At 64.0% G+C, this 23987-nt stretch carries 25 protein-coding genes and 1 other RNA gene; 22 read left to right on the top strand and 4 right to left on the bottom strand.

Going from position 1 to position 23987, the window contains the following annotated elements; translation table 11 throughout:
- Window positions 1–13 precede the first annotated feature (13 nt).
- The 15 genes from AACI_RS09820 to AACI_RS09755 all read left to right on the top strand — a co-directional run bounded on the left by AACI_RS09820 (window position 14) and on the right by AACI_RS09755 (window position 14123).
- Window positions 14–457, top strand: coding sequence for a GatB/YqeY domain-containing protein (locus AACI_RS09820; protein ID WP_012811274.1), 444 nt, complete (start codon window positions 14–16; stop codon window positions 455–457).
- 132 nt (window positions 458–589) lie between these two features.
- A complete protein-coding gene (locus AACI_RS09815; protein WP_012811273.1) occupies window positions 590–874 on the top strand; it encodes a YabP/YqfC family sporulation protein in 285 nt (94 codons plus the stop codon).
- A complete protein-coding gene (locus AACI_RS09810) occupies window positions 871–2085 on the top strand; it encodes a sporulation protein YqfD (RefSeq protein WP_012811272.1) in 1215 nt (404 codons plus the stop codon). Before AACI_RS09815 ends, AACI_RS09810 begins: the two co-directional genes overlap by 4 nt.
- Window positions 2086–2104: 19 nt before the next feature.
- Window positions 2105–3076 (top strand): PhoH family protein, encoded by a 972-nt coding sequence (locus AACI_RS09805; protein ID WP_012811271.1) that lies wholly within the window; start codon window positions 2105–2107, stop codon window positions 3074–3076.
- A gap of 33 nt (window positions 3077–3109) precedes the next feature.
- On the top strand, window positions 3110–5233 hold the full coding sequence (locus tag AACI_RS09800) for an HD family phosphohydrolase (protein ID WP_012811270.1): 2124 nt from the start codon (window positions 3110–3112) through the stop codon (window positions 5231–5233).
- Window positions 5230–5703 (top strand): rRNA maturation RNase YbeY, encoded by a 474-nt coding sequence (ybeY, locus tag AACI_RS09795; RefSeq protein WP_012811269.1) that lies wholly within the window; start codon window positions 5230–5232, stop codon window positions 5701–5703. The genes AACI_RS09800 and ybeY overlap by 4 nt, the downstream gene beginning before the upstream one ends.
- 19 nt (window positions 5704–5722) lie before the next feature.
- Entirely contained in the window at window positions 5723–6262 is a 540-nt protein-coding gene (locus AACI_RS09790) for a diacylglycerol kinase (protein ID WP_012811268.1), read from the top strand.
- Window positions 6259–7155 (top strand): GTPase Era, encoded by an 897-nt coding sequence (era, locus tag AACI_RS09785; protein WP_012811267.1) that lies wholly within the window; start codon window positions 6259–6261, stop codon window positions 7153–7155. The genes AACI_RS09790 and era overlap by 4 nt, the downstream gene beginning before the upstream one ends.
- Before the next feature lie 93 nt (window positions 7156–7248).
- Window positions 7249–7413, top strand: a complete 165-nt coding sequence (locus AACI_RS16035; protein ID WP_008337113.1) for a YqzL family protein — start codon at window positions 7249–7251, stop codon at window positions 7411–7413.
- A 2-nt stretch (window positions 7414–7415) separates the two neighbouring features.
- On the top strand, window positions 7416–8231 hold the full coding sequence (gene recO / locus AACI_RS09780) for a DNA repair protein RecO (protein ID WP_012811266.1): 816 nt from the start codon (window positions 7416–7418) through the stop codon (window positions 8229–8231).
- A 263-nt stretch (window positions 8232–8494) separates the two neighbouring features.
- Window positions 8495–10300 carry a DNA primase gene (dnaG, locus tag AACI_RS09775; RefSeq protein WP_012811265.1) on the top strand — a complete coding sequence of 602 codons (1806 nt, stop codon included), beginning with the start codon at window positions 8495–8497 and terminating at the stop codon, window positions 10298–10300.
- 36 nt (window positions 10301–10336) lie between these two features.
- On the top strand, window positions 10337–11443 hold the full coding sequence (gene rpoD, locus AACI_RS09770) for an RNA polymerase sigma factor RpoD (protein ID WP_008337108.1): 1107 nt from the start codon (window positions 10337–10339) through the stop codon (window positions 11441–11443).
- Window positions 11444–11625: 182 nt separating this feature from the next.
- Window positions 11626–12225, top strand: a complete 600-nt coding sequence (locus AACI_RS09765; protein ID WP_012811264.1) for a YdcF family protein — start codon at window positions 11626–11628, stop codon at window positions 12223–12225.
- A 21-nt stretch (window positions 12226–12246) separates the two neighbouring features.
- The gene (locus tag AACI_RS09760; protein ID WP_012811263.1) at window positions 12247–13017 is read left to right on the top strand and encodes a tRNA (adenine(22)-N(1))-methyltransferase; all 771 of its coding nucleotides are present in this window, start codon (window positions 12247–12249) and stop codon (window positions 13015–13017) included.
- Window positions 13014–14123 (top strand): Nif3-like dinuclear metal center hexameric protein, encoded by a 1110-nt coding sequence (locus AACI_RS09755; RefSeq protein WP_012811262.1) that lies wholly within the window; start codon window positions 13014–13016, stop codon window positions 14121–14123. The genes AACI_RS09760 and AACI_RS09755 overlap by 4 nt, the downstream gene beginning before the upstream one ends.
- A gap of 4 nt (window positions 14124–14127) precedes the next feature.
- Here AACI_RS09755 and AACI_RS09750 read toward each other — a convergent pair whose 3' ends face one another.
- Entirely contained in the window at window positions 14128–14901 is a 774-nt protein-coding gene (locus tag AACI_RS09750) for an arginase family protein (RefSeq protein ID WP_012811261.1), read from the bottom strand.
- Between the two features lie 183 nt (window positions 14902–15084).
- On the opposite strand from AACI_RS09750, the gene rnpB reads away from it, so the two are divergent.
- The 3 genes from rnpB (at window position 15085) to AACI_RS09740 (ending at window position 16715) form a co-directional block, all read left to right on the top strand.
- Window positions 15085–15482, top strand: an RNA gene (rnpB, locus tag AACI_RS15645) — RNase P RNA component class A.
- A gap of 95 nt (window positions 15483–15577) precedes the next feature.
- Window positions 15578–16438 (top strand): GNAT family N-acetyltransferase, encoded by an 861-nt coding sequence (locus AACI_RS09745; protein WP_012811260.1) that lies wholly within the window; start codon window positions 15578–15580, stop codon window positions 16436–16438.
- A 91-nt stretch (window positions 16439–16529) separates the two neighbouring features.
- Window positions 16530–16715 (top strand): hypothetical protein, encoded by a 186-nt coding sequence (locus tag AACI_RS09740; protein WP_041707494.1) that lies wholly within the window; start codon window positions 16530–16532, stop codon window positions 16713–16715.
- Window positions 16716–16767: 52 nt separating this feature from the next.
- Here AACI_RS09740 and AACI_RS09735 read toward each other — a convergent pair whose 3' ends face one another.
- Complete coding sequence (locus AACI_RS09735) at window positions 16768–17214, bottom strand: DUF2231 domain-containing protein (RefSeq protein ID WP_012811259.1); 447 nt, start codon at window positions 17212–17214, stop codon at window positions 16768–16770.
- Between the two features lie 151 nt (window positions 17215–17365).
- On the opposite strand from AACI_RS09735, the gene AACI_RS09730 reads away from it, so the two are divergent.
- From AACI_RS09730 to AACI_RS09710, 4 genes are all read left to right on the top strand, one after another.
- Window positions 17366–18040 (top strand): response regulator transcription factor, encoded by a 675-nt coding sequence (locus AACI_RS09730; RefSeq protein ID WP_012811258.1) that lies wholly within the window; start codon window positions 17366–17368, stop codon window positions 18038–18040.
- Window positions 18041–19432 (top strand): sensor histidine kinase, encoded by a 1392-nt coding sequence (locus AACI_RS09725; protein ID WP_012811257.1) that lies wholly within the window; start codon window positions 18041–18043, stop codon window positions 19430–19432.
- A gap of 62 nt (window positions 19433–19494) precedes the next feature.
- Window positions 19495–20517 (top strand): NADH:flavin oxidoreductase/NADH oxidase, encoded by a 1023-nt coding sequence (locus AACI_RS09720; RefSeq protein WP_012811256.1) that lies wholly within the window; start codon window positions 19495–19497, stop codon window positions 20515–20517.
- A gap of 294 nt (window positions 20518–20811) precedes the next feature.
- Window positions 20812–22290, top strand: a complete 1479-nt coding sequence (locus tag AACI_RS09710) for an ATP-binding protein (RefSeq protein WP_012811254.1) — start codon at window positions 20812–20814, stop codon at window positions 22288–22290.
- Window positions 22291–22293: 3 nt separating this feature from the next.
- Here the strand turns inward: AACI_RS09710 and AACI_RS09705 are convergent, their stop codons facing one another.
- Window positions 22294–22719: a DUF1284 domain-containing protein gene (locus AACI_RS09705; protein WP_012811253.1), complete on the bottom strand. Its 426-nt coding sequence runs from the start codon at window positions 22717–22719 to the stop codon at window positions 22294–22296.
- Between the two features lie 81 nt (window positions 22720–22800).
- Window positions 22801–23976: a GerAB/ArcD/ProY family transporter gene (locus AACI_RS09700; protein ID WP_012811252.1), complete on the bottom strand. Its 1176-nt coding sequence runs from the start codon at window positions 23974–23976 to the stop codon at window positions 22801–22803.
- Window positions 23977–23987 lie beyond the last annotated feature (11 nt).

Raw genomic sequence — 23987 nt, 5'->3', positions numbered from 1 at the left:
GGGAGGAACCATCATGGCCATCCTTGATCAGCTGAATGAGGACCTGAAACAGGCGATGCGAGACAAGGACAAGGTCCGGCTCTCGGTCATCCGGATGGTGAAATCGGCGGCCAAGAATCGAGAAATCGAATTGGGCCGAGCGCTGACGGATGAAGACGTGTTGGGCGTCATTCAGAAGGAGATCAAGCAGCGCCGAGATTCCCTCCAGGCGTTTCAGGATGCGAAGCGGGCGGATCTCATCGAACAGGCCGAGCAGGAGATCGCGGTGCTCGAGTCCTACCTGCCGGCGCAGCTCGGCGACGACGAGATCGAACAGTTGGCCAGGGACGTGATGGCGCGGGTCGGCGCTGCCGGGAAGGCCGACATGGGCAAGGTCATGCGCGAGCTGATGCCGGCGGTGCGCGGGCGCGCGGATGGGCGCCGCGTTCAGCAAATTGTCGAGCGCCTGCTCGCATGAAGGGTCGATGAACACCCGAATCCACGAGGAGCCGTTCAATGAGGGCGGCTCCTCCGTTCATTTCTCCGGCCCATCCCGATGGGTGTTATCGCGAGCCTGTCTCGCATAGTCATCCAGGGGGAGGAATGGGCCATGCCGGGATGGACGTCTTCAATCAAGCGGCGCGCGGGAGAGATGCTCCGCCTTCCGCCCGACGCCGTCGAATCCGTGGCTCGAGTGACCATCGTGGGCGACGATTTGACCATCGAGGGCGCGAAGGCGCTGCTCGAGGTTTCCTCGGATCGGATCTCGTGCGATCTCGGCGATCGCGTCGTCGAGATCGAGGGGGAGTCGTTTGTCATCAAGCTCGTGACGGAGCGGGAGATTCACGCCGTGGGGCGCGTTCGCCACCTGAGCTTCGGAGGTGGCCGGCGATGAGCGACTCGCGGCTGGAATGGTTCTTGAAGGGATCCGCGACGCTCTGGGTGACGGGGCCGGGCGCGCGGCAACTCGTTGCGCGACTGCAGCGGCAGGGCGTCGTGGTGCGGGACGTCCGTTTCACGGCAGACGGCGTGATGCTGCGCGTGAGCGTGGCCGCGCTTCGCCACCTGATGGCGTCTCGGCGGGCTTACGGCGTGCGGTTTCGCGTCGTCGAACGCCACGGCGCGCCATTTCTGGGGAGGCGCCTCGTAAGGCGGAAGGCGTTCGCCGTTGGGGCGGTGGCCTTCGTGGCCATTCTCTACGCGCTCTCGTCCATCGTGTGGCGCGTCGAGATCGTGGGCGCGGAGGGCGAGGATCAAGAGGCGGAGTTGAGGCAGGCCGCGGCTGAGGCAGGGCTTCAGGTGGGTCAATGGAAATCGCACCTTGCGCCGCCTGTGGAGTTGGCCGAGCGCATGGTGGCCCGCGCGCCGAACTACGTGTGGGTGGGCGTGGAAGTCAAGGGTTCGGTCGCGGTGGTGCGGGGGATTCCGAAGATTCCGGGCGTACCTCAGGCGAGCCAACAACCGTGTAACATCGTCGCCACGCGTCCGGGCGTGATCCTCGATGTGCAGGCGTCCCGCGGCCGCGTGATGGTCAAGCCTCATCAACTGGTGCAGCCGGGGCAGGTGCTCATCTCCGGCCTTCTGACGGATGGGGGACCCAGCGTGCCGGCGAGCGGGCACGTGTTCGCGGAGGTGTGGTACACCTCCGACGTGTCGATCCCGCTCCGCGTCTCGAGCCAAGGGTTGACCGGCGCCTCGGTCTCGCGGGACTATCTCGCCGTGGGTGGCACGCGCCTGCGCGTGTGGGGGTTTCAGGAGGCCCCGCCGGTGGTCTACGAGCGCGACCGCGAGACCGACTGGCACGTCGGAAGATGGAGATTGCCCGTGCAGTGGGTGCACGCCACGCTGTACGAGGTCAAGCCCGCCGTTTGGCAGGTGGACGTCGCCGCGGCCAGGAACGAAGCGCTCATCATGGCGGCCTCAGACGTCCGATCCATCGCCGGCGGAGAGATGGTCATTTTGGGCCAGTCAATTTTACAGGAGCGTCTCGAGCGTGGTACTCTATACGCGACCATACTTACGCGCGTCCAACAGGACATCGGCGCTCCCGCCGCCATCCCGGAGACGGGGGGGCCGCTCAAGTCTCAAGGCGCGGCGCAATCGTAAGGACGGGGATGGTGCATCGTTGGCTGAGCAGACGGCGACGAAGAAGTGGGTGTTTCCGACGAACGAGGAAGCGGTGCAGGCACTCGGGCCGAACGATTTGCTTTTGCACCTGCTCAGTCAGGCGTTTTCCGCAAAGGTGATTGTGCGGGGCACGGAGATCCAATTCGTGGGTGACGAAGAGGAGGTCTCGCGCCTGCAGCACCTGTTGAGCGTGGTCACCACCTTGGTTCGCCGCGGAATGCAGCTCGGCGAATCGGATTACCGATACATGATTGAAATGGCGCACGCGGGCGATCTCGACGACGTGATCGACGTCTACACGACGGAAATTGGCACGACGTACAAGGGGAAGGCCATCCGCGTCAAAACGCTGGGGCAGCGGAGGTACGTCGATGCCATCCGCCGAAACGACATTGTGTTTGGCGTCGGACCGGCTGGCACGGGGAAGACGTACCTCGCGGTGGCCATGGCCGTGATGGCGCTGAAGCGCGGAGAAGTGAAGCGGATTGTGCTGACGCGCCCGGCCGTCGAGGCGGGCGAGAAGCTCGGCTTTCTTCCGGGCGATCTCCAGGAGAAGGTGGATCCGTATCTGCGCCCGCTGTACGACGCGCTGCACGATATCTACGGCCAGGAGCAGGTCATCCGCGCGCTCGAGCGCGGCAACATCGAAATTGCGCCGCTCGCGTACATGCGCGGGCGGACGCTCGAGGACAGCTACGTCATCCTCGACGAGGCTCAGAATACGACGATTGAACAGATGAAGATGTTCCTGACTCGCCTCGGATTCCATTCGAAGATGGTCATCACGGGCGATGTGACGCAGATTGACCTTCCCACGGGCAGGCTATCGGGTTTGGTGCACGCGCAGCGCGTGTTGCGCGGGATTCCGGGCATCGCGTTTCACACGTTTAGCCCGTCGGACGTCGTGAGACATCATCTCGTTCAAAAGATCATCGACGCATATGCACAAGATCAGGCGAGGCAGGGCTGAGGCCCTGCCTCGAGCGCAAGGAGCATGCTTGTCATGAAGTGGACAGGATGGGGAAACGCCATTCGCCGCTGGCTGGACGACGACGCCTTTCGTCACAGCCGGCGCATCCGCGTATTCATCTACGCGGGTCTTGGCGTTCTCTTGTTCGCGATTCTCGCGTCGAGCATGATGCCTCCTCGCTACCACTTCACGGTCGGAGAGGTGAGCCCCACGACCGTCGTGGCACCGGTAACGGCCGTGGACACGGCTGCGACGGCGGCCAAGCGGAAGGCGGCTGAGGCGAAGGTTCCGAAGCAGTACGCGCAGTCGCCCCAGGTGTTGACGGACGCGCTGCAGCAACTCGCGGGGCTGTTCGAGGCGGCGAGATCGGCCGCCGCGAATCCAAACCTGACGCCGGCCGAGCGACTGGCGGCGGTGCGGCGGGTGGCGCCGCGAGGGCTGTCGATCTCGACGTTGGAACGGATGCTTCGCGAGCCTCCCGCGCGACTCGCCGCGCTGGAGAAGGACAGCGCGAAAGTCGTGCAGGCGATCTTGAGCCAGCCGTTTTATGCCGACTCGATGCAGCAGTCGATGCTCCTCGTGGATCGGCAGATCGTGAACCTGAATCTTGGGCTCGATCGCGACGAGGCCCTGATCGTGCAGAACACCGCGGTGAGCGTGCTCAGGCCCAACATGGTGTACCAGGCGCAGGCGACGCAGGAGGCGCGCGAGCAGGCCGCGGAGAGTGTGCAGCCGGTTCTCATTCACCAAGGCGACGTGATCGTCGCGAAAAATCAGGTCGTCACGCAGGACGTCATCAGCAAACTGAAAGACGTGGGCCTGTATTCGGCGTATCCGAGCGTGCGCGTCGGCTTGGGCTTCGCGGTGTTCATCGCCCTCTCGGTCTCGATGCTCGCGGCGTACGTCGAGCGGAGGGCGCCGAGGCGGCGGCTCGACAACCTCATGCTGGGCATCCTGGGGCTCGTGTTTATTCTCATGGCCATCCTGATTGCGGTGACCAAGTGGATCGTGGTGGCGGGCGGGCCTGCGTCCACGCCGTATCTGCTGCCCATCTCGCTCGGCGCCATGCTCATCACGGTCATGATGGACTCGTCGCTCGCGGTGGTGGCCGCCTTTTTCTTCTCGTTTCTCCTCGGCGCGGCGTTCGGCATGAACTATGACTTCGTGTTCTACGGCTTCGTGGGCTCGCTCGTCGGCGCGTACAGCGTTGCACGCGTCACGAGCCGCGCGACGTTCATGCGCGCAGGGTTCATCGTGTCCGCTGTGAACATGGGCACGGTGATCGCGCTCTATCTCCTCGAGGCGAACCGCGGGTCGGATCTTCACGCGCTGTCGCTGCACGTGGGCCTCGCCGCGCTGAACGGCATTTTCGCGGCCATCTTGACGATGGGCATCCTGCCCTTTTTCGAATCGGCGTTTGGGCTCCTCACGCCCATCCGGCTTCTCGAGCTGTCGAATCCGAACCATCCGCTCTTGCGGAAGGTGTTGCTGGAGGCTCCTGGCACGTACCACCACAGCCTCATCGTCGGCAATCTCGCGGAGGCCGCGGCGGAACTGGTGGGGGCAGATCCGCTTCTGTGCCGCGTGGGCGCGTATTACCACGATGTTGGCAAGACGAAGCGGCCCATGTTCTTTGTGGAAAATCAGATGACGAAGGAAAACCCGCACGACAAGGTGGCGCCGAGTCTCAGCCACCTCATCATCACGTCGCATGTCTCGGATGGACTCGAGATGCTGCGCAAGGCAGGGATTCCGAAGCCGATTCAGGATATCTGCGCCACCCATCACGGCACGACCATTCTGTGGTACTTTTATCACAAGGCCAAGGAGCAGGATAAAAACGGAACCGTGCGTGTGGACGACTTTCGATATCCGGGTCCGAAGCCCAAGACCCGCGAGTGCGCCATCATCATGATCTGCGACGCGGTCGAGGCCGCGGTTCGCAGCATGTCGCGGCCGACGCCCAACCGCGTGGAGGGCGTCATCCGCAAGATCATCCGGGATCGCCTCCAGGACGGCCAATTGGATGAGTGCGACCTGACGCTGCAGGATCTCGACGCGATGGTCGGCGCGTTTATGAAGACGCTCAAGGGCATTTACCACGCGCGCATCGAATATCCGGATATTGACAAGCTGAAGAAGGAAGTGGCGAAGTGAACCGTTTGTCCATCGATGTGACCTGCGAGGTCGAATGGCCTCTCCCCCCGCCTCATGGCGACGCCCAGGCGTTCGTGGAGCGCGTCCTCGAGGCGGCGGCCGAGCGAATCGGCGTGCAGGGCGAGGTCTCCGTGCTGTTTGTGGACGACGACGCGATTCACGAGCTCAACCGGACGTACCGGCAAGTGGACAGGCCCACGGATGTGCTGTCCTTTCCGATGAACGAGGGGGAAGCGCTCGCCGATCCCGACGACGTGGAACCGATGCTCGGCGATATCGTGGTCAGCGTCGATCGCGCCCGAGAACAGGCGGAAGCGTACGGCCATTCCCTCGAAAGGGAAGTGGCGTTCCTGTTGGTGCACGGGTTTTTGCATCTGAACGGATACGATCACGAGGACGAGGCGGGCGAGCGCGAGATGTTCGGGCTGCAGGAGGAGATCTTGCAGGGCATCGGGCTCGCGAGATCGTAGGCGGCGAGGCGGTGAACCCATGAAGGACGCGGGGCGGCGCGGGCAGATGGTGACCGATCCGAGGGCCCAACCCTTTGTCCGGGCGGTGGCATATAGCCTGCGCGGTGTGGTGTACGCTTTCCACACCGAGAAAAATTTGAAGCGGGACGTCTGGCTGTTCACCTGCCTCGCCGTCGTCGAGTGGTGCCTGCGGCCCAGTTTGCCGCAGGCGGCGATCACGGTCTTTGTGTCGATGTGCGTGTTCGCTGCCGAGTTGTTCAACACGGCCATCGAGCTGGCCGTGGACGTGGCCTCTGAATGGAGAGAACACCCAGTCGCCGGCATGGCGAAGGACGTGGCGAGCGGCGCCGTGACGTTCGTCGCCTTCGGGGCGCTCGCCATCGCGACATGGCTGCTCGCGTCCAACTGGCCTTGGCACCTCTGGCTCTGGAGCCGCCACAACCTGGGCGCGGTGGCGCTCGTCACGGCGTGGCTGGCGGCCGTGTGGGCGGTGAGGCTGTGGCCTTACCGCGCAGAAATCGAGATTAAACGGCCTCGAAAGGAGGGGAAAACGGAATGACGTACAAGTCTGGATTTGTGGCGCTCATCGGCCGGCCGAACGTCGGCAAGTCGACGCTCCTCAACGCGCTCGTTGGCCAAAAGGTCGCCATCATGTCGAACCGGCCGCAGACTACGAGAAACCGCATCCGCGGCGTCCGCACGACGGAGACGTCACAGATGATCTTCATCGACACGCCGGGCATCCACAAGCCGAAGCACCGCCTCGGCGAGTACATGGTCGACGCCGCGCTCAAGACGCTGAACGAGGTCGACGTGATCGTCCTGGTCGTGGATGCGTCTTCGCCCGTGCATCCCACGGAACAGGAGATCGCGAAGCAGCTCGAACGCGTGCGGACGCCCGTGATCCTCGCGCTCAACAAGGTGGACGCGCTGGAGGATCGTGCGCTGGTGCTGAAGCGCATCGAGGAGTATCAGGCGCTCCGGCCCTTTGAGGAATACGTGCCGATCTCGGCGCTCAGAGGCGAGCAGGTGGATCTTTTGGCCGAGATCATCGAAAAGCGGCTGCCCGAAGGGCCGAAGTATTATCCGGACGACATGATCACGGATCAGCCGGAGTCGTTCATCATCAGCGAGATCGTGCGGGAAAAGGTGCTCATGTTGACGCGCGACGAAGTTCCGCACTCGGTCATGGTGGCGGTGGAACACATGGAGCGGCGGTCGTCGGATACGCTTTACGTGAGTGCGGTGATTTACACCGAGCGCGAGAGCCAAAAGGCCATCCTCATCGGCAAACAGGGCCAGATGTTGAAGCGCGTAGGCGAAATGGCGCGGCACGAATTGGAGGCCCTGTTTGGCAACCGAATTTACCTGGAGCTGTGGGTCAAGGTGAAGCGAGACTGGCGGAACAAGCCCGCGCTCTTGCACCAATTCGGCTTTGACCGCGAGGGCTAAGGCCTCCAAGGGATTCCGGGTATACGGGCGGCGCGGCACGGCAGACTACAGTCATGGAAATGCAGTCCGCGGAGCGGAAGGGAGACGATGCCGATGCGTGATATCACGTGGAAGGTATTCGAGCTCACCGGAGATGTGTACGCGTACCTCCTGTATCGGGCCTGTCAACAGGCAGAACAACTCGCGGACGATGAACAACCGGCGGAGGAAGACGAGCTCCATCAGGATTCGCATTTCCAGGCGTCGCTGAAGGGCTGAGTGTGACGGTGATATGGACGACAGAGGCCGTCGTGGTGCGCGTCGTGCGCTACGGCGAGCGCGACGCCATCCTGACGCTCCTGACCGAAACTGGGCTCGTGACGGCCATGGCGCGAGGTGGCGCGAGGCCGGTCGGGCGGCTGTCGGCGGCCGCGCGCTTGTGTGCACAAGGGACGTACGTGCTGTATCAAGGGCGAGGCATGGGCGACGTGCGGCAGGCCGAGATCGCCCGCCAGCGCCGCGCCCTGCACGAGGACGTGGTCAAGGCGGCCTACGCCGCGTATTTGTGCGATCTCGCCAGCCGCGCCATTCCGGAGCGGCCCGACGCGCCCCCGGCGGCCTACCGGCAGTTTGTGGCGGTGTTGGATGGGCTGGAGGCGGATCGAGTGCCCGCGGACGTGCTCGCGCGCGCGTTTGAGCTGAAGGTGTGCGCGTGGCTCGGCGTGGGGCCGGACTGGCGCGTGTGCATTCGGTGCGGAGCGCCGCTCGTAGAAACCGGCGAGGCGCCTCGATACGATCCGCGCGAGGGCGGGCTCATCTGTCCTAGGTGCGCGAGCCTGGCGGGCCTTGATGCGGTTCGAGGGTGGCCGGTGCCGCGCAAGACCTCGGCCGTCCTCCACCTGTTGGCTCACGCCGACATCGCGAAACTTCATCGAGTCGATCTTTCTGGCGCCATGCGGGATGCGCTCTCGCGCATTCTCGCACATCAACTTCGGGAATTCGCAGGCGTGGGAGGGCGTGCGCGCCAAGTGCTCGACGAGATCGTGGCGTCGCTTCCCGACCCTCCTGCCGAAGGTCACGGCGATCTCGACACATAAGCGGCAAGCGGGAACCATAAACTGATTCGGGGATGGAGAAGAGGATAAATTTGACTTGGAGCGTCGATACTAGGCATGTCTCAAAGCTCGCTTCCGGGGACGCCGCAAGCTTCGAGAGAAGCCTGTTTGTCGATCCGTGTCGAGAAAGAGACAACTTTTTGCGGATAGGAGGAAAGTGTCCTACTTTGTAGAATACGTGAGTAGGTACCGGCGAACCACCGAGACCAAACGGTAGTGGGCGACGCCGGATAGGGGGTGCAGTGATGAACGTTCCAGAGACGTTCATAGACACGCTGCGCCAGAAGGTCGACATCGTCGAAGTCATCAGTGAATACGTGCCCCTGCGCAAATCAGGGCGCTCGTATGTCGGGCTTTGCCCATTCCACAATGAGCGCACGCCCTCGTTCTCCGTATCACCCGAACGCCAAGTGTATCATTGTTTCGGATGCGGGGCTGGTGGCACCGTATTCCGGTTTCTCATGGACATCGAGGGCATCTCGTTTGCAGAGACGGTGACGCTGCTCGCCGAGCGCTGCGGAATCCCTCTGCCCGATTCGCTCCACGCGCCCGCTCCGCGCTCGCCGAGGCTCGAGCGGTATCGGCAGGCGCACGATCTGGCTGCAAAAGCGTTCAACCACATTCTAATGAATACAGATGCTGGAGTGCAAGCCCTTCACTATCTTCTTTCGCGCGGAATTTCACGCACGACCATGGCGACCTTCCAATTGGGCTACGCGCCCCCGTCCGGCCGGGCCATGATGTCGTTTCTTCAACAGAAGGGCTTTTCGGCCGAGGAGCTCATCGCCTGTGGGCTTGCGGTCGATCTCGGCGGCGAATTGGTGGATCGGTTCCGCGGCCGCGTGATCATTCCCATCGCGGATCGGCGAGGACAGGTCGTCGCCTTCGGCGCGCGGGCGCTCGATGACGATGCCAAGCCCAAGTACCTGAATTCGCCTGAGTATGAACTGTTTCACAAGGGCAGGATGCTCTTCAATGTTCATCGCGCTCGAAAAGCGATTCGCCGGGAGCGGAGGGCGCTGTTGCTCGAAGGCTACATGGATGTCCTGGCGGTTGCGCAGGCGGGCATCGAGTGCGCGGTTGCGACGCTCGGCACCAGTCTGACGGAAGAACAGGCCCAGTTGTTAAAGGCCGACTGCGACAAGGTCGTGATCGCGTACGACGGCGATGAGGCCGGGCGCAAGGCGACGGTCCGCGCCATCGAGGTCCTCGAGCAGGCGGGCGTCACGCCTGTGGTGCTGCGGCTGCCGGACGGCATGGATCCGGACGAATACATCCGGGCGCACGGCGCGCGGGCGTTCGAACGCATGCTGTCCGAATCGACGTGGACCGCGGTTCAGTTCTTGATCGAGGACATGCGCGCTCGAGCGGAATGGGTGAGCCCCGCCGGCCGAACCGAGTTCTTGCGCCAGGTGCTGCGGTTGCTCGCGGAGCGAGCGAGCCCGGTGGAGCAGGAATATCAGTTGCGAAATTTGTCACAGGAATTTAACCTCTCTGTCGAAACGTTGAAGGAGGAGATGCGCGGTTTCGCGAAACCATTAAGGCGTCGTTCTCCTCCGAGAGAAGAGGTCACGCCGTGGGTGAACTCGCCGCGCGCCGCCAAGGGAAAGGATCAGGTGAGCCTTCGCATCCTCCAAGCTGCGTTGTTCAGCCAGGAGGCGGCAGAGTACCTGATGGAAAAGGGTGTCACCGAGCTCGCCCATCCGCTGCACACGGCGCTTTTGTCGCACGTGTATTCCTGGCGGCTCGAGCAGCCGGGACAACCGCCATCGGCGTTCATCGATCGCCTCGAGGATGAGGAGTTGGTTCGCCTGGCTTCTTCGCTCCTGTTTGATGAACCTCCCGAGATCACGGTGGAGCTCGTGGAGGATTACCTGAGGGCGCTCGAGCTCTTCAGGTTGGAACAGGAGCTGAAGGAAAAGGTGCGCGCGTGGAACGAGGCCGAGGCGGCTGGCGACCAAGAGAAGAGTAGAGAGATCAAGCTGCAAGTGGAGTGGATTCAGAGCCAGATGGCAACCATGAAGCAGCCCCGCGCGCTCCACGCCGAATGACGGGTTGCGCCGAATGGGGTAAAGGAGGCGGGGAACATGGCGAAGACGAATGACGAAATTCGCGACGAGGATCAGGGTATCACCCTTCAAGAAGCCAAGCAGCAATTGATCGAACTGGGCAAAAAGCAAGGCTCGTTGACATATGAGGAGATCTCGGATCGGCTCAGCTCGTTCGACATGGACGCCGACGCGATGGACGATTTCTTTGAACAGTTAGCGGAACTCGGGATCGACGTCGTGAACGAGCGGGACGAAGAGGGCGGCCGCGAGGACGACGATTACGATCTCGACGATCTCTCCGTTCCGCCCGGCGTCAAGATTTCCGATCCGGTCCGGATGTACCTGAAGGAGATTGGGCGCGTGCCGCTCTTGTCGGCCCAAGAGGAGATTGAGCTCGCGAAGCGCATTGAGCAGGGAGACGAAGAGGCGAAGCAGCGCTTGGCGGAGGCCAACCTGCGCCTTGTCGTCAGCATCGCGAAGCGATACGTCGGACGCGGTATGCTGTTTCTCGACCTGATCCAGGAGGGCAACCTCGGGTTGCTCAAGGCGGTCGAGAAGTTTGACTACCGGAAGGGTTACAAGTTCAGCACGTACGCGACGTGGTGGATCCGGCAGGCCATCACGCGGGCCATCGCCGATCAGGCGCGGACCATCCGCATTCCGGTGCACATGGTGGAGACCATCAACAAGCTGATCCGCGTGTCCCGGCAGCTGCTCCAGGAATTGGGGCGTGAGCCCACGCCGGAGGAGATTGCCGCCGAGATGGACCTGACGCCGGAGAAGGTGCGCGAGATTCAGAAGATCGCACAGGAACCTGTGTCGCTGGAGACGCCCATTGGCGAGGAGGACGACTCGCACCTCGGCGATTTCATCCCGGACGACGAGGCGCCCGCTCCCGCCGACGCGGCGGCTTACGAGCTCTTGAAGGAGCAGTTGGAGGACGTGCTGGACACGCTCACGGAGCGCGAGGAAAACGTGCTGCGGTTGCGCTTCGGACTGGATGACGGCCGCACGCGCACCCTCGAAGAAGTCGGGAAGGTGTTCGGGGTGACGCGGGAACGGATCCGCCAAATTGAGGCGAAGGCGCTGCGCAAGCTGCGCCATCCGAGCCGAAGCAAGCGGCTCAAGGACTTCCTCGAGTGAGGAGCGCCACTCCGCGCGTCGTACAGGCTGCTCGTCTCGTGATGGGGCGTGGCGGCCTGATTTCGTTCCTGCGCGTCGAAGGTGCTCCCTCTGGCCCGGATGGTCACCCTCGCCGCCGGTCTACCGCCATCTTCACCCGCGTATCGTGGAAGAGGAGATGGCGATGAGGCGGTGGGGACAACTTGGCCTGGTTGTGGATGTGCCTGTTGGCGTGTGGGGTGGCGGCCCTGGGGTCGCTCGCGTTTCTGCTTCGGTTTGCCGTGCGGCTGAAACACGAAGGACGGTCCCATCGGCCGCAGAAGAGCGATGTGGGCGTGGTGCTCGGCGCGTACACGGACGGCTATGAGCCGAGCCACCCGCTTGTGGCCAGGCTTCGAGCCGCCATCGCGCTCTATCGCCAGGGCTATATCCGAGCCATCATCGTCAGTGGCGGTCAGGGGGAGAACGAGACCGTTTCCGAGGCGCGGAGCATGAAGCGCTTCCTCGTCATGAACGGCATCCCCTCCGATGCGGTGCACGAAGAGAGGATGTCCACCAACACGTGGGAGAACTTGTACCACAGCAGCGCCATCATGCGCGACCGAGGGTACCGGACGGCGGTCATCATCACGTCGGACTATCATCTCCCTCGGGCGCTCGCCGTCGCCCGCATGATGGGCATGGAGGCGACCGGCTGCGGCGCCGCATCCACCAAGGGGGAGTTTCGCGCGGCCGTGCGCGAGGTGTTTGCGCACATCGAATACATGTTGCGGGGAAGACAGGCCCCGTTTTGGAAAGCGTAGTTTCAATGACGGAGAGGGACGATGGCCATGGATTTGGGCCCGCGCCTCAGAGCCGTGGCGCAGCTGGCGCTCCCGTGTGAAACCCTTGCCGATATCGGCACCGACCACGCTTATTTGCCTCTGTTCGCTCTGGAAGCGGGCATGGTCCATCGTGCCATCGCGACGGACGTGCGCGAAGGGCCGCTGTCCCGCGCCCGGGCTCATCTGGCCGCCCGTGGGCTTCTCCCGCGCGTATCCCTTCGCCTTGGGGACGGCCTCGAGCCGCTTCAAGTCGGCGAAGCCGACGTGATTGTGTCGGCGGGGCTCGGCGGGCGTGCGCAGGCGGACATGATCGAACGGCGCGAAGATGTCGCCCGTTCGGCGCGCCGGCTGGTGTTCCAGCCGATGGGGGGTGGCCACGTCTTGCGGCAGACGCTGTATCGCCTTGGGTTTCATCTCGCCGCGGAGGTGGCGGTCTGCGAAGCGGACAAGCCGTACGAGATCATCGGCGCGGAATACCGGGGCGGGCCGGATCCTGCCTACGCAGTCGCACTTGCGGCGCTGTGCGATCGCGGCCTCAGGCCGGACGAAGCGTGGGAGGCGCTCTGGATGGTCGGGCCGCTCCTGTGTCGAACGAACAACCACTGCCTTCGCCGCCGGATCGAAGACGAGAGCAGCCGGACGCGGCGGGCCATGGCGCGCGTCGAGCGTGCGGGAAACCCCGCGTCGCACGCGGCTCAGCTCGAGATGCTCGCCAGGCGGCAAAAGATCTGGAGCACACTGATGGACATGTGGGAGGAGGATGGCACATGAAGGTGACGGTTGCCGACGTCATGCGGGCCATGGATGTCATCGCGCCGCCGCACATGGCGATGGAGGGGGACCGCATTGGGCTTCAACTGGGCGATCCCGGCCGGCCCGTCGAGAAGCTCGTGGTGACGCTCGAGGTGACGCCATCGGTGGCGGATCGCGCCGTCGCATGGGGGGCGGATATGATCGTCGCGCACCATGCGCTTCTCTTTCGCCCGCTGTCCGAAATTCGCTGGGACAAGCCGCGCCAGGCCATGGTCGCGAAGCTCGTCGCGCGCCAAATCGCGTTCTTTGCGGCACACACCAATCTCGACTGCGCCCCCGGTGGCGTGAACGACGTGATCGCCGAGAGGCTGGGCCTCCTCCATCCGGAACTGCTCGAGGTCACGGGGCGCGATAAGCTGGTCAAACTGGTCGTGTTCGTGCCGATGTCGCATGTGGACACGGTTCGCCAGGCGCTCGGCGACGCAGGGGCGGGCCACATCGGCGGGTATTCCCACTGCACCTTCGGCTCGCCGGGGACGGGATCGTTCAAGCCGGGGCCCGGCACCAACCCGTACATCGGGGAGGAGGGCAAGCTCGAGCTCGTGGATGAGGTGCGGCTCGAGACCATCGCCTATGAAGGCGATCTCGGCCGCATCGTGGCGAACATGCTGGCGGTGCACCCGTACGAGGAGGTGGCGTACGACGTGTATCCGCTCGCGGTCCCGGGCCGCCCGTTCGGAATCGGGCGCGTGGGGACGCTAGCCGAACCGATGGAGCTCGAGGCCTTTGTGGATCAGGTGAGGCGCGCCTTTCACCTGCCTCACCTTCGGTACGCTGGCCATCCGCGGGCGCGCGTGCAGAAGGTCGCCGTGCTCGGGGGTTCTGGAAGTGGATGGATTCCACACGCCTTGGCGCACGGCGCCGATGTCCTCGTCACCGCGGACGTGTCGCACCATCAGGCGGCGGACGCCGTGCACGACGGGCTCGCCATTGTCGACGTGCCGCACGCGGCGCTCGAGGCGCCGGTTTGCGAAGGAGTGGCCCGGAGGCTGCGCGATGCGCTGGGTTCGGCGGTGCAGGTCCGCGTCGACGTCGAAGGCATCGATCCGTGGCGCTTCGTGTGAGGGATCAGCCGGATCGCAGGGCGCGGAGAATGGCGCGGTTGGCGACCTCGTTTTTTCGGATCTCCCGAAGGGATCGGGCGCTCACCACGCCGATGGGCGAGACGGGCCACTCGCCGCACAGGTCGACGCCCAGGATGCGCCGATGACGCCGAAGGGCGACGAGCGCGTACAGAAGCGTCCTGAGGCGCATGCTGCCTCCATCCCAGTCGGTGGCCGCGTCGGCCGGGTCCAGGACGTCTTTATCGATGCTGATGTAGACCGGATAACGGCCTGCGGCTTCCAGCACCCGTTCGGCAAGCTTCCGCGGCGCCGACAGCCGCGAGAGCTCACGTTCGTCGACGAGGGTGACGTCGCCATGGCGTCGGCCGAGATCGCGCAAGTCGCGTGCGTCGCGGGCGCCCACGATGACGACTCGGCGGAGTTTTTGGATTCGAAAGAGCGCACGCCTGACCCAGTTTCCGCAGGACAGAAGTGGCGGTTCGGACGCGCAGTCGGTGTGGTGGTCGAACAGCACGAGCGAGAACGGCTCTCGGCATTCGCGAAGAAGGAAGTATGTGACATAGTGGTGCGTGCCACTGCCGATCAGCGTCACACCGCGATAGGTCCGCCGCTCTAGGCGCCGCTCGATGGCGCGCGCGGCAAACGGATCGCACATGCCGTGCGTTCCCGGGATGTCGTCCAGTTGTACGACTTCGTGCTCTGGCGGGAGTGGGAGCGACTGAACGGACAGGCTTTCGTCCAGGTGAAGAACGGTGACGCCAGGGCTTCGCGTCGACAAGATGATCCACTCCTTTCAAGCTCCTGGGACTTGAAATGGTGTCTCATCTGAAGCGCACAACTTGGCCCCGTCTCTACCATAGCAAAGAATGGGCAGCGATGCATCCAGGGGCAGGGCGAGATCGCCGAAATCCTCCATTGCATGACAGGCGAATTCCGAGTATACTCTCCATGCTGATGCGAAGAAGTAAGCCGGGCAATCGCCGGTGCGAGCCGCGAGGCTGCACGGGAGGAAAGTCCGAGCTCCACAGGGCAGGGTGCCGGATAACGTCCGGCGAGAGCGATCTCAGGGAAAGTGCCACAGAAATGCAGACCGCCGATGGCTCATACGAGCACAGGCAAGGGTGCAACGGTGCGGTAAGAGCGCACCAGCAGTCCGGAGACGGGCTGGCTAGGTAAACCCCACCCGGAGCAAGACCAAGTAGGGGCGCAGATGCGGTGGCCCGCCGCGCGCCCGGGTTGGTCGCTGGAGCCGGCTGGCAACAGTCGGCCTAGATAGATGATTGCCACTCCACATGTGCGAGGCGTCACGCCGCTTGCAGCACAGGAGGACAGAACTCGGCTTACAGGCTTGCTTCTTCGCGTACATATCGTCGCGAAGCGGACATCACCCACTTGGGGTGATGTTTTCGTATGACCATCGCACATGGCGCCGGACAGGCGCACAGGAGGCACGCATGGCAACGGAATGGGTGATTTCTCGCCTGGGTGAGGCGGAACGCGCCGCGTGGGTGAACGTGGTGGAATCGGTGGGCTGGCGGTTTGTTCCCGCCGAGATCGACCTCTTCTTCGCCGCTGGCGAGGCGTGGGGCGCGTACGTGGATGGGCAACTCGCGGGCGTCGCAAGCGTGTATCGATACGGCGAAAACCTTGCGTGGCTCGGGAACGTGGCGATTTTGCCCCATCTCCAGCGCAGGGGAATCGGCAGCAAACTGGTCGATCACGTCCTGCGCCACCTTGAGGTGGAGGCGGGGGACGTGCCTGTTGGGCTGGTGGCCCGAAAGGAACTCGCGCCGCTCTACGTTCGGTTCGGTTTCCGCGCCGTGGGCGAGATCGTGCGCCTAGAGGCGGATCGGGTGCTCGTCCCGCATCTGCCACAGGAGCCGCTTTCGGCGGAAGGGCAGGGCGACGCGTGGCTCGACGATGCGTGTCGCCTGGATCGGCACGCCTTCGGAGCCGACCGCTCGGAACTTTTTGGGCGCGTGGTTCGCGCGGCGGACAAGGTCATCGCGGTTCGGGACGAGGCTGGGAAAGCCCAGGGCATGGGCGTGGCGCTCCCGTCGGAAACCGGGATGAGGGTGGGGCCCATCGTGGCGCAAAACGACATCATGGCGCTGAACCTCATGCACCTGTTGGCGGAAGATGTGGAGGGGCCCGTCGTGATGGATGTGCCGGCCGAACGGGCTTCCTTCCTGCATCGGCTGCGCAAGCTCGGCTTTGAGGACCAGTCTTCCTCGGTCATCATGCTGCGCGGCGCGCCCAGGCTTCCCGGCCATCGACAATACCTATACGCCCTGCTGCGGCCTGCGTTCGGATGAACGCAGGCCGTTTCGCGTTTGGAGGAATTCACGGCGATGTACCGAATACCATCGATTCTATAGTCGTGTTTGTCGCGCGATTACGACACTGGTGGCGTATTTCGCGCTCACGGATCATGCCATCGTCGCCGGACTGAACAGCGGGTTCATCGCGCTCGTCGCCAACTTCCTCGTGACGCTCGTGGTCTCCGCGGCCACCCGCTCCTGGGAGGCCCGGCGCGCAGGCCAGCGGAATGCACCTACCCAAGCCGATCCGGCGAGCGGCTTCGATGTATGATGAATCCCAGTTGGATAAGTCCCAGGAACGAAGACGGGCCCGGGCTAGGCCGTCAGGCCTTGACTCCGAGCCCGTATTGGTACACCATCGTGCCACCGAGGTGGCCCGCCAACGTGACGAAGACGCAGGCGAGGATCGCGGAAGCCGCCGCGAGCCATGAGACGCGATCGCGCCTCGTTCCTAGTGCGAGCTGAAGGGCCGCAGCCACCACCTGGAAGACACCCGTCCACAACCCGTCCTCCTTGTGCGTGTGCAGCATCGGCGCGACCTGCTCGGGAATCCTCGATAGATAGGACTCGCTCACGACGCCGGCGACGGCCGCCGACGCCGTGGCCAGGATGCCGAGCAGGAGAAGGTACAGGAAGGCGCGGGACCAAAACGACGTCTGGCGCACGGCGCCCACGAGCCCTGCGGCCCCGGCGAGATACGCGACGGCGATGGTGAAATGCACCACCATGGGATGAATCGTGCTTGGGAGTAGATGCTCGAGCCCCGACAACCTATGCCCCTCCGTTTCACGTCCAACTCAGCATCATGCCGGACCGACTTCAAAAAGGGATTGGAACGGCGCGCTTCCAAGCGGATTTCAAGCTACACCTTGTATCTTCATGTGGGACGTTTCACCGAGCGACATCTGATTGGAGGGAGCTATGCGCATTCTCCTCGTTGAAGACGACCGGGGCCTGAGTGATGCACTCGCGGAACTCCTACGAGAGGAGTCGTTCCAGGTCGATGTGGCGCATGACGGCGAGGAGGGTCTTTACCTCGCGGAGACCGCGGTGTACGACGCGCTCGTGGTCGACGTCATGCTGCCCGGCCTGTCGGGTTACGATCTCGTCCGCACCTTGAGGGACAAGCGCGTGCACGTGCCCGTTCTATTCCTCACGGCCCTGGGCGACGTCGATCACCGCGTTCAGGGGCTCAACGCCGGCGGGGATGACTACCTGCCGAAGCCGTTCGCCACCGAGGAGTTTCTTGCCCGGCTGCGCGCCCTGTTGCGCCGCAACCGGGAATTGGGGACGGACATGACGCTGCGGTCAGGTCTCCTCGTCTTGGATCCGCTCGCCCGACGTGCGGCGTTTGGAAATGAGCCCATCAAGCTCAGCGACAAGGAATTCGATCTGCTCGAATACCTGCTCAGCCACCGCGGACAGATTCTCATGCGCGAACGGATCTTCAATCGCGTATGGGGAATCGATTCCGACGTGATGGACACGACCGTGGACCTGTACGTCCATTACCTGCGAAAGAAGCTTCAGCCGTTCGGCTACGATACCGCCATTCGCACGGTCCGCAACGTCGGATACATGTGGAGTGATCCGTGAGTGTTTCGAAAGACTGCGTTGCGCCTCGTGCTCCTCTATACGGTCGTATTCGCGGGCATTCTCCTGCTGTTCAGCGCCGTCGTCTACGCGTTCACCGACCACCGCGTGCGCGCGGACGAGATCGCCACGATGAGCACTGCCGCGGCCAACCTGCGCGCGTGCCGTGACGAACAGATCCTGCCGGGCGATCGCGACGACGGCGAGGCTTCGCCGCTTCACCGAGGCCATTCGTCCGGCCCGGGGCCTGACGGAGATCGATTGCTCGCGGAGGTGGATGAGACCCGTGAACAACACCTCGTGTACGTGCTGCTCTCGGGAACGCGGGTCGTGTTGCAGACGCCGGCCGGAAGCCTCACGGCGTCCGAAGCTTCCATCGTGGCCAGGGACGGGCTCGGCGCGCGGCCCCGCGGGGTGAGCGTCGCGGGCGTGCCGTATCTGGGGATGAAAGTGGAACTGCCTCGGCCAGTTCGAATCGGCGATGCGTCGGCGAATGCCGCCGTCATCCTCTACAACAGGGCTCAGGATGTCGCCTTCTTGCGCGAGCTTTTGACCATCCTCAGTGTCTCGGCTGGTTTTTTCGCCGTGGCGTCTGCTGGCGTGGGCTTCGCGCTCGCCTCCCGCGCGCTTCGCCCCATTCGCCGAAGCTTCGAAGAACAGCGGAGGTTCGTCGCCCACGCGTCGCATGAGCTTCGCACGCCGCTCGCCGTCATGCGGCTGCAAATCGACCGCATGTTTCGCCATCCGGGGGAGACCATCTTGGATATGAGCGAGGTCATCGCCTCGCTCGCCCGAGAGACGAGCCGGCTGCAGAGGCTGGTGAACGACCTGCTCACGCTCGCCAAGGCCGACGAGGGCGAGGCGGTGCTGCGGCTTAGGCCGGTCGATCTCGCCACCATCGCGCGGGAGGCCGCGCTCAGGTTCGCGCCGCTCGCCGAAGAGAAGGGCGTCCAGCTCCGCGTGTCGGCTGCCGAGACGCCCATTGTCGCGGATCCGGATCGGCTTCTCGAGCTCCTCAGCATCTTGGTCGACAACGCCATCGCGTTCACGCCCGCTGGCGGTTGGGTGGAGATAGACGCCCACGCATCCGGCAGCGCCGCGGTTCTCGCCGTCAGGGACACGGGCCGGGGGATTCCTCCAGAACATCTGCCTCGCGTGTTCGACCGGTTTTATCAGGCCGATCCGTCCCGCACCACGCGCGGGGCGGGTCTCGGCCTGTCCATCGCGAAGTGGATTGCCGAGGCCCACGGGGGGCAGATCCGCATCTTCAGCCCTGGCTCGCACGGCACAGGGACGGAGGTCGAAGTGCGCCTGCCCCAGAGCCGTTCTGCAGAGCCCGGGAGGGGCCGTTTTGCCCGCCTGCTCGCCATATGCTATAAAAAGAATAGTTCTTAACCAAGAAAAAGCGGTTGGCCTCTCCAGGGCCTCCGCGCGCTGCCGAAGGGAGCACAGGCCACATGGCTCACCTGTTCACGCCGTATTCCATTCGGAACCTCGAGCTGAAGAATCGCATTGTGATGGCGCCCATGTGCCAGTACTCCGTGACGGCCAAGGACGGCAAGCCGAACGACTGGCATTTCACGCACTACACGAGCCGAGCTGTGGGCGGCGTCGGACTCATCATCGTCGAGATGACCGACGTGGAGCCGGACGGGCGCATCACGGATTACGATCTCGGCCTATGGTCGGACGATCACATCCCGCCCTTTCAGCGCATTGTCGACGCGTGTCATGCGCACGGGGCGAAGATCGGCATCCAGATTGCGCACGCCGGCCGGAAGGCGGAGGATGCGCCCGTGCCGGTGGCGCCGTCTCCCATCCGGTTTGACGGGCCGAAGTACAAGACGCCGCGGGAACTTTCGACCGACGAAGTGAAGCAGATGGTGGAGAAGTTCGCCGCGGCCGCGCGCAGGGCTGTGCAGGCTGGATTCGACGTGATCGAGCTTCACGGCGCGCACGGGTACCTCATTCACCAGTTCCACTCGCCGCTCACCAATCGGCGCAAGGACGCCTATGGCGAGGATCTGGCCCTGTTCGGCGTCGAAGTCATTCAGGCCGTCAAGGCCGAGATGCCGTCGGGCATGCCGCTCTTCGTGCGCGTCTCGGCCGTTGAATACGCGGACGGCGGCTACGACCTTGATCACGCGATCGAGATCTGCAGGCGATATCGAGACGCGGGGGCGGACGTCATCCACGTGTCAAGCGGCGGAGAAGGGCCTCCCGGCGCGCGCCGCCCCGGGAACTTTCCGGGCTTCCAGGTGCCTTACGCGCGTCGCATCAAAGACGCGCTTCAGGTTCCCGTTATCGCCGTGGGAATGCTCGATCACCCTGCCCTCGCCGAGTCGGTCGTCGCCAACGGAGATGCGGATCTGGTCGCCATCGCGCGCGGCCTCCTTCGCGATCCGTACTGGCCGATTCACGCCGCGATTTCCCTTGGGGAGAAGCCCCAGGTCCCGGTTCAGTATCAGCGCGCTTTTTGAGCGCAGGTGGGCCATACGCGCATCACAGATGGGGCACGCTGCTCGTCGGCGTGCCTCTGGTCGTTTGTGGGAATTGTTGAGGATTGTATTGAGGGATGGAATTCGCTATGATACGCATAGATGCGCCCAGGTGGGGCGGCTCGATTGGCGCGGTGATCGACAACCGGATGGCATACATAGCGGAAGACGCCGCCGCGGTCGGTAAGAGCATGCTGAGCGGCGGATGGGTGTGGCCGACGGGTAAAGCCCGTTCGGCTTTTTTCGCACTCAGGCAGCGGAGCTAAGGTGGATTCGATGGAAGACAGCCGGTTTCCCTCTTTAGACGCGCGCGTGCGGGCGGTCGTTGAAGCGCTCGGCGGCGCCTTTCGCGAGGGCCCTGATTGGGTCTCGTATCACGCATTGAACGCGGAATGTCTGTATGTGACGCCGTCCGTTCGGCCGTGGATGGGCGAGGCGGATCTCGTGGGGCGGTCGTTTGCGAATTGGCCCATGAACGACGAAGACCGGACCCGGTGGGCGAGTGTGTGGATGGAGGTGGTCACGGGCCGGATGGCCCGGCGGCTTGTGTGGCGACATGAGAAGGTCGGCGCCGTGCGATGGATGGAAAGCGTGCTGTTGCCGGACGAATGGCGCGGAGAGCTCGTCGGCGTCATGGCATGGCATCGCGACGTGACGGATCGCCAGGAACGCGAATGGGCCCTCGAAGCGTCGATTCAGCGACTGCAGTTGGCGTATGGGCTTGCGAGATCGGGATATTGGGAGCTGGACGTCGCGACGCGGCGGCTCACCTGGTCTCAGGAGGTGTACGACATCTGGGAGACGGATCCTGAACATTTTGCGGCCACCTACGATGCGTTTCTGGAAACGGTGGTGCCGGAAGATCGGCTTCTCGTGGAACAGGCCGTCTCTCGCGCCATGCACACCCACACCTATGAGTTGGAATACCGCATCCGCACGGGGCGGGGGCAAATTCGCTTTGTGCGATCCGTTGGGCGCTACCACGAGCACGGAGGGGGGCGCGGCGTGCTGTTCGGCGCGGTCCAGGACGTCACGGCGCAGAAGGAGTCCGAGCTCGCGCTCGCGGCCTCACGGGAACTGTTGGCGCGATCCGACAAGCTCGCCGCGGTGGGGCAGCTCGCGGCCGGTATCGCGCACGAGATCCGCAACCCGCTCACCGCGCTGCGCGGCTTCATTGATCTGATGTATCAACGGGCGCGATCGAACAATCGGCGTTACCTCGAGATCATGCGTGGCGAAGTGTCGAGGATGGAGGCCATCGTGTCCGAATTGCTGCGCCTGGCTCGGCCGGATCGCCCCCAGTTTCAGCAACTTGATCTCGTCGATCTCGTGCAAGAGGTGGTGGCCTTCATGAGCGCGCAGGCCCTGCTTCACGGCGTGGAGATTCAGTACGAGCCTCGCGCCGCGTCCGTGATGGTGGAGGGCGATCCGAATCAGCTCAAGCAGGTGTTCATCAACCTCATGCGAAATGGCATCGAGGCCATGCAACCTGGCGGGGCCCTTCGCGTCCTGGTATGGGAGGACGGCGGCCGCGCTCGCGTTCAGATTGCGGATCAGGGAAGCGGCATGCCTCCAGAGGCGCTCGCGCGGATCGGCGAGCCGTTTTTTACGACGAAGGAGCAGGGCACAGGCCTTGGGGTCATGGTCTCCAAGCGCATGGTGGCCGATCACGGCGGCGATCTGCGCATTGAGAGCGAGGTGGGCCGCGGGACGACCGTCACGGTCCTACTGCCCGCCGCAAAGAGCAATGCGTAGCGGTCAGGGCGGCGGAGGTGCGGGTGGCAGCGGCAGCCGCCTGCGCACCAAATCCACGCCTTCCTCGCAGACGCCGAGCGAACGCCACGAGCACGTGTGGCACAGCGACCGGATGTCCTCTGGGCGGACGCGATCGCGCACGCGGCGCTCGATCTCGCGCCACGGCATGCACTGCCCCGCGCGGAGGCCGAGGCGCGAGAGCACCTTGGCGTCGCGGCGATGGACGGACGCGCTCTGACAGTGATACGGCTCGTCTTCGGGGAAGTGGTCGCAGAGGTCGTCCGGGCCCGCCACGATGCACACGCGCGTCTGCGGATCCGTGCGGAGCTGCTCGTAGACCTCGGTCATGTTGCGAACGTAATCTTCCGAGTAGCCCATTCCTCGGTAGCCCAGCAGGCAAAGCAAATGGTGGCCGCGCAACCGAATCAAGTGGACGCCCCCCCAGTCTGAGCGGATGTGCGCGCTCTTTCGTCTATTTCAACAGACGCACGCACAAATGGCAATGGTCCCTCACGGCGAGCTACGTGCTCGCCTGCGGGCGGCACGCCGCTGGCGCCCCTCCGGCTGAATTTCCTCGCGCGTGTCGGTGCGGATCCCTCGGAGAATCGCGAGAAGGAGCGTGGAGACGGGGATGATGGCGACGACCACCCAGCTCGCCGGCGCGAGGATCACGGTGACAATGTCCCGGGCCTGCATCGTCGTGGCGATGATCTGGCTGATGGCGAAGATGCTCGGTGCCACGAAGAAGGTGAACGGGCGGAACTTGTGATCGGAGACGCCCACAATGCGCGCGATGGTGGTGGAGAGTGCCCAGATGTGATTGCCGAGGAAGAGCGTCGTGTAGGCGACCGACAGGATGATGATCACGATGCCCAGGCGCTCCACGAGGAACCCCCGCAGGCGAATGAGCTGAATGACCACCTGGACCGGATAGGCGAGCCGCTCCGTCGGCGTGAACCCAAGATTGACGACGATGGAAAAGAACACGAGCATGACCACCACACCGCCGATGGCTGCGGCGATGACCGGATACCATTCGCTCTTGCCGCGGCGGTGCCGGTAGTACGGATTGACGATGAGGATGAGGTCCATGCCGAGGTACAAGGGGAGTAGGTGGTAGACCCCGGAGGCCGTCTGCGACAGGCTGGTGAAGGAGAGCGGAATGAGCGGTTGATCGGCGTTCGCCAGGATGGCGCCGAACGAAGCCAGGATGCCCGCGAACGTCATGGGATGGACGATGGCCGACGCCCGTCCCATGGCTTCAACGCCGCACCAGGCGCCCCGCCACGCGACGATGGTCATGGCGAGGGCGAGCCACATGCGCATGGTGAGCGGGAAGAAGTACTTCATGAGCGAGGTGGTAAAGTACAGGCTTACGCCCAGAAACAGCAGATAGACGGGGACGTAGAGCGCGGAGAGGGTCTTCCCTACCCACCTCCCCCACACCAGGCACGCGAAGTCGGGCCCCGTCATATTGGGAAATCGGTCGTTGAGCCGCCCGTGCACCCAGCTGATGAAGACACCAATCAGCACGGTGACCAGGAGGGCCCACTGCGCGTCCAGCCGGGCGTAGTGCACGGCCACCGTGGGGTAAATCCAAAACATCACTGGCAGGAAGCTCGACGAGAAGAGCGCGATGGCCTGGAAGGCCGACAGGTTGTACAGGCGCTCGTTCTGCGCGTTCATGTTGGCTCGCC

It is taken from the genome of Alicyclobacillus acidocaldarius subsp. acidocaldarius DSM 446 (assembly GCF_000024285.1).
GTDB lineage: Bacteria > Bacillota > Bacilli > Alicyclobacillales > Alicyclobacillaceae > Alicyclobacillus > Alicyclobacillus acidocaldarius.
This window is presented reverse-complemented; position numbering and strand designations above follow the sequence as displayed.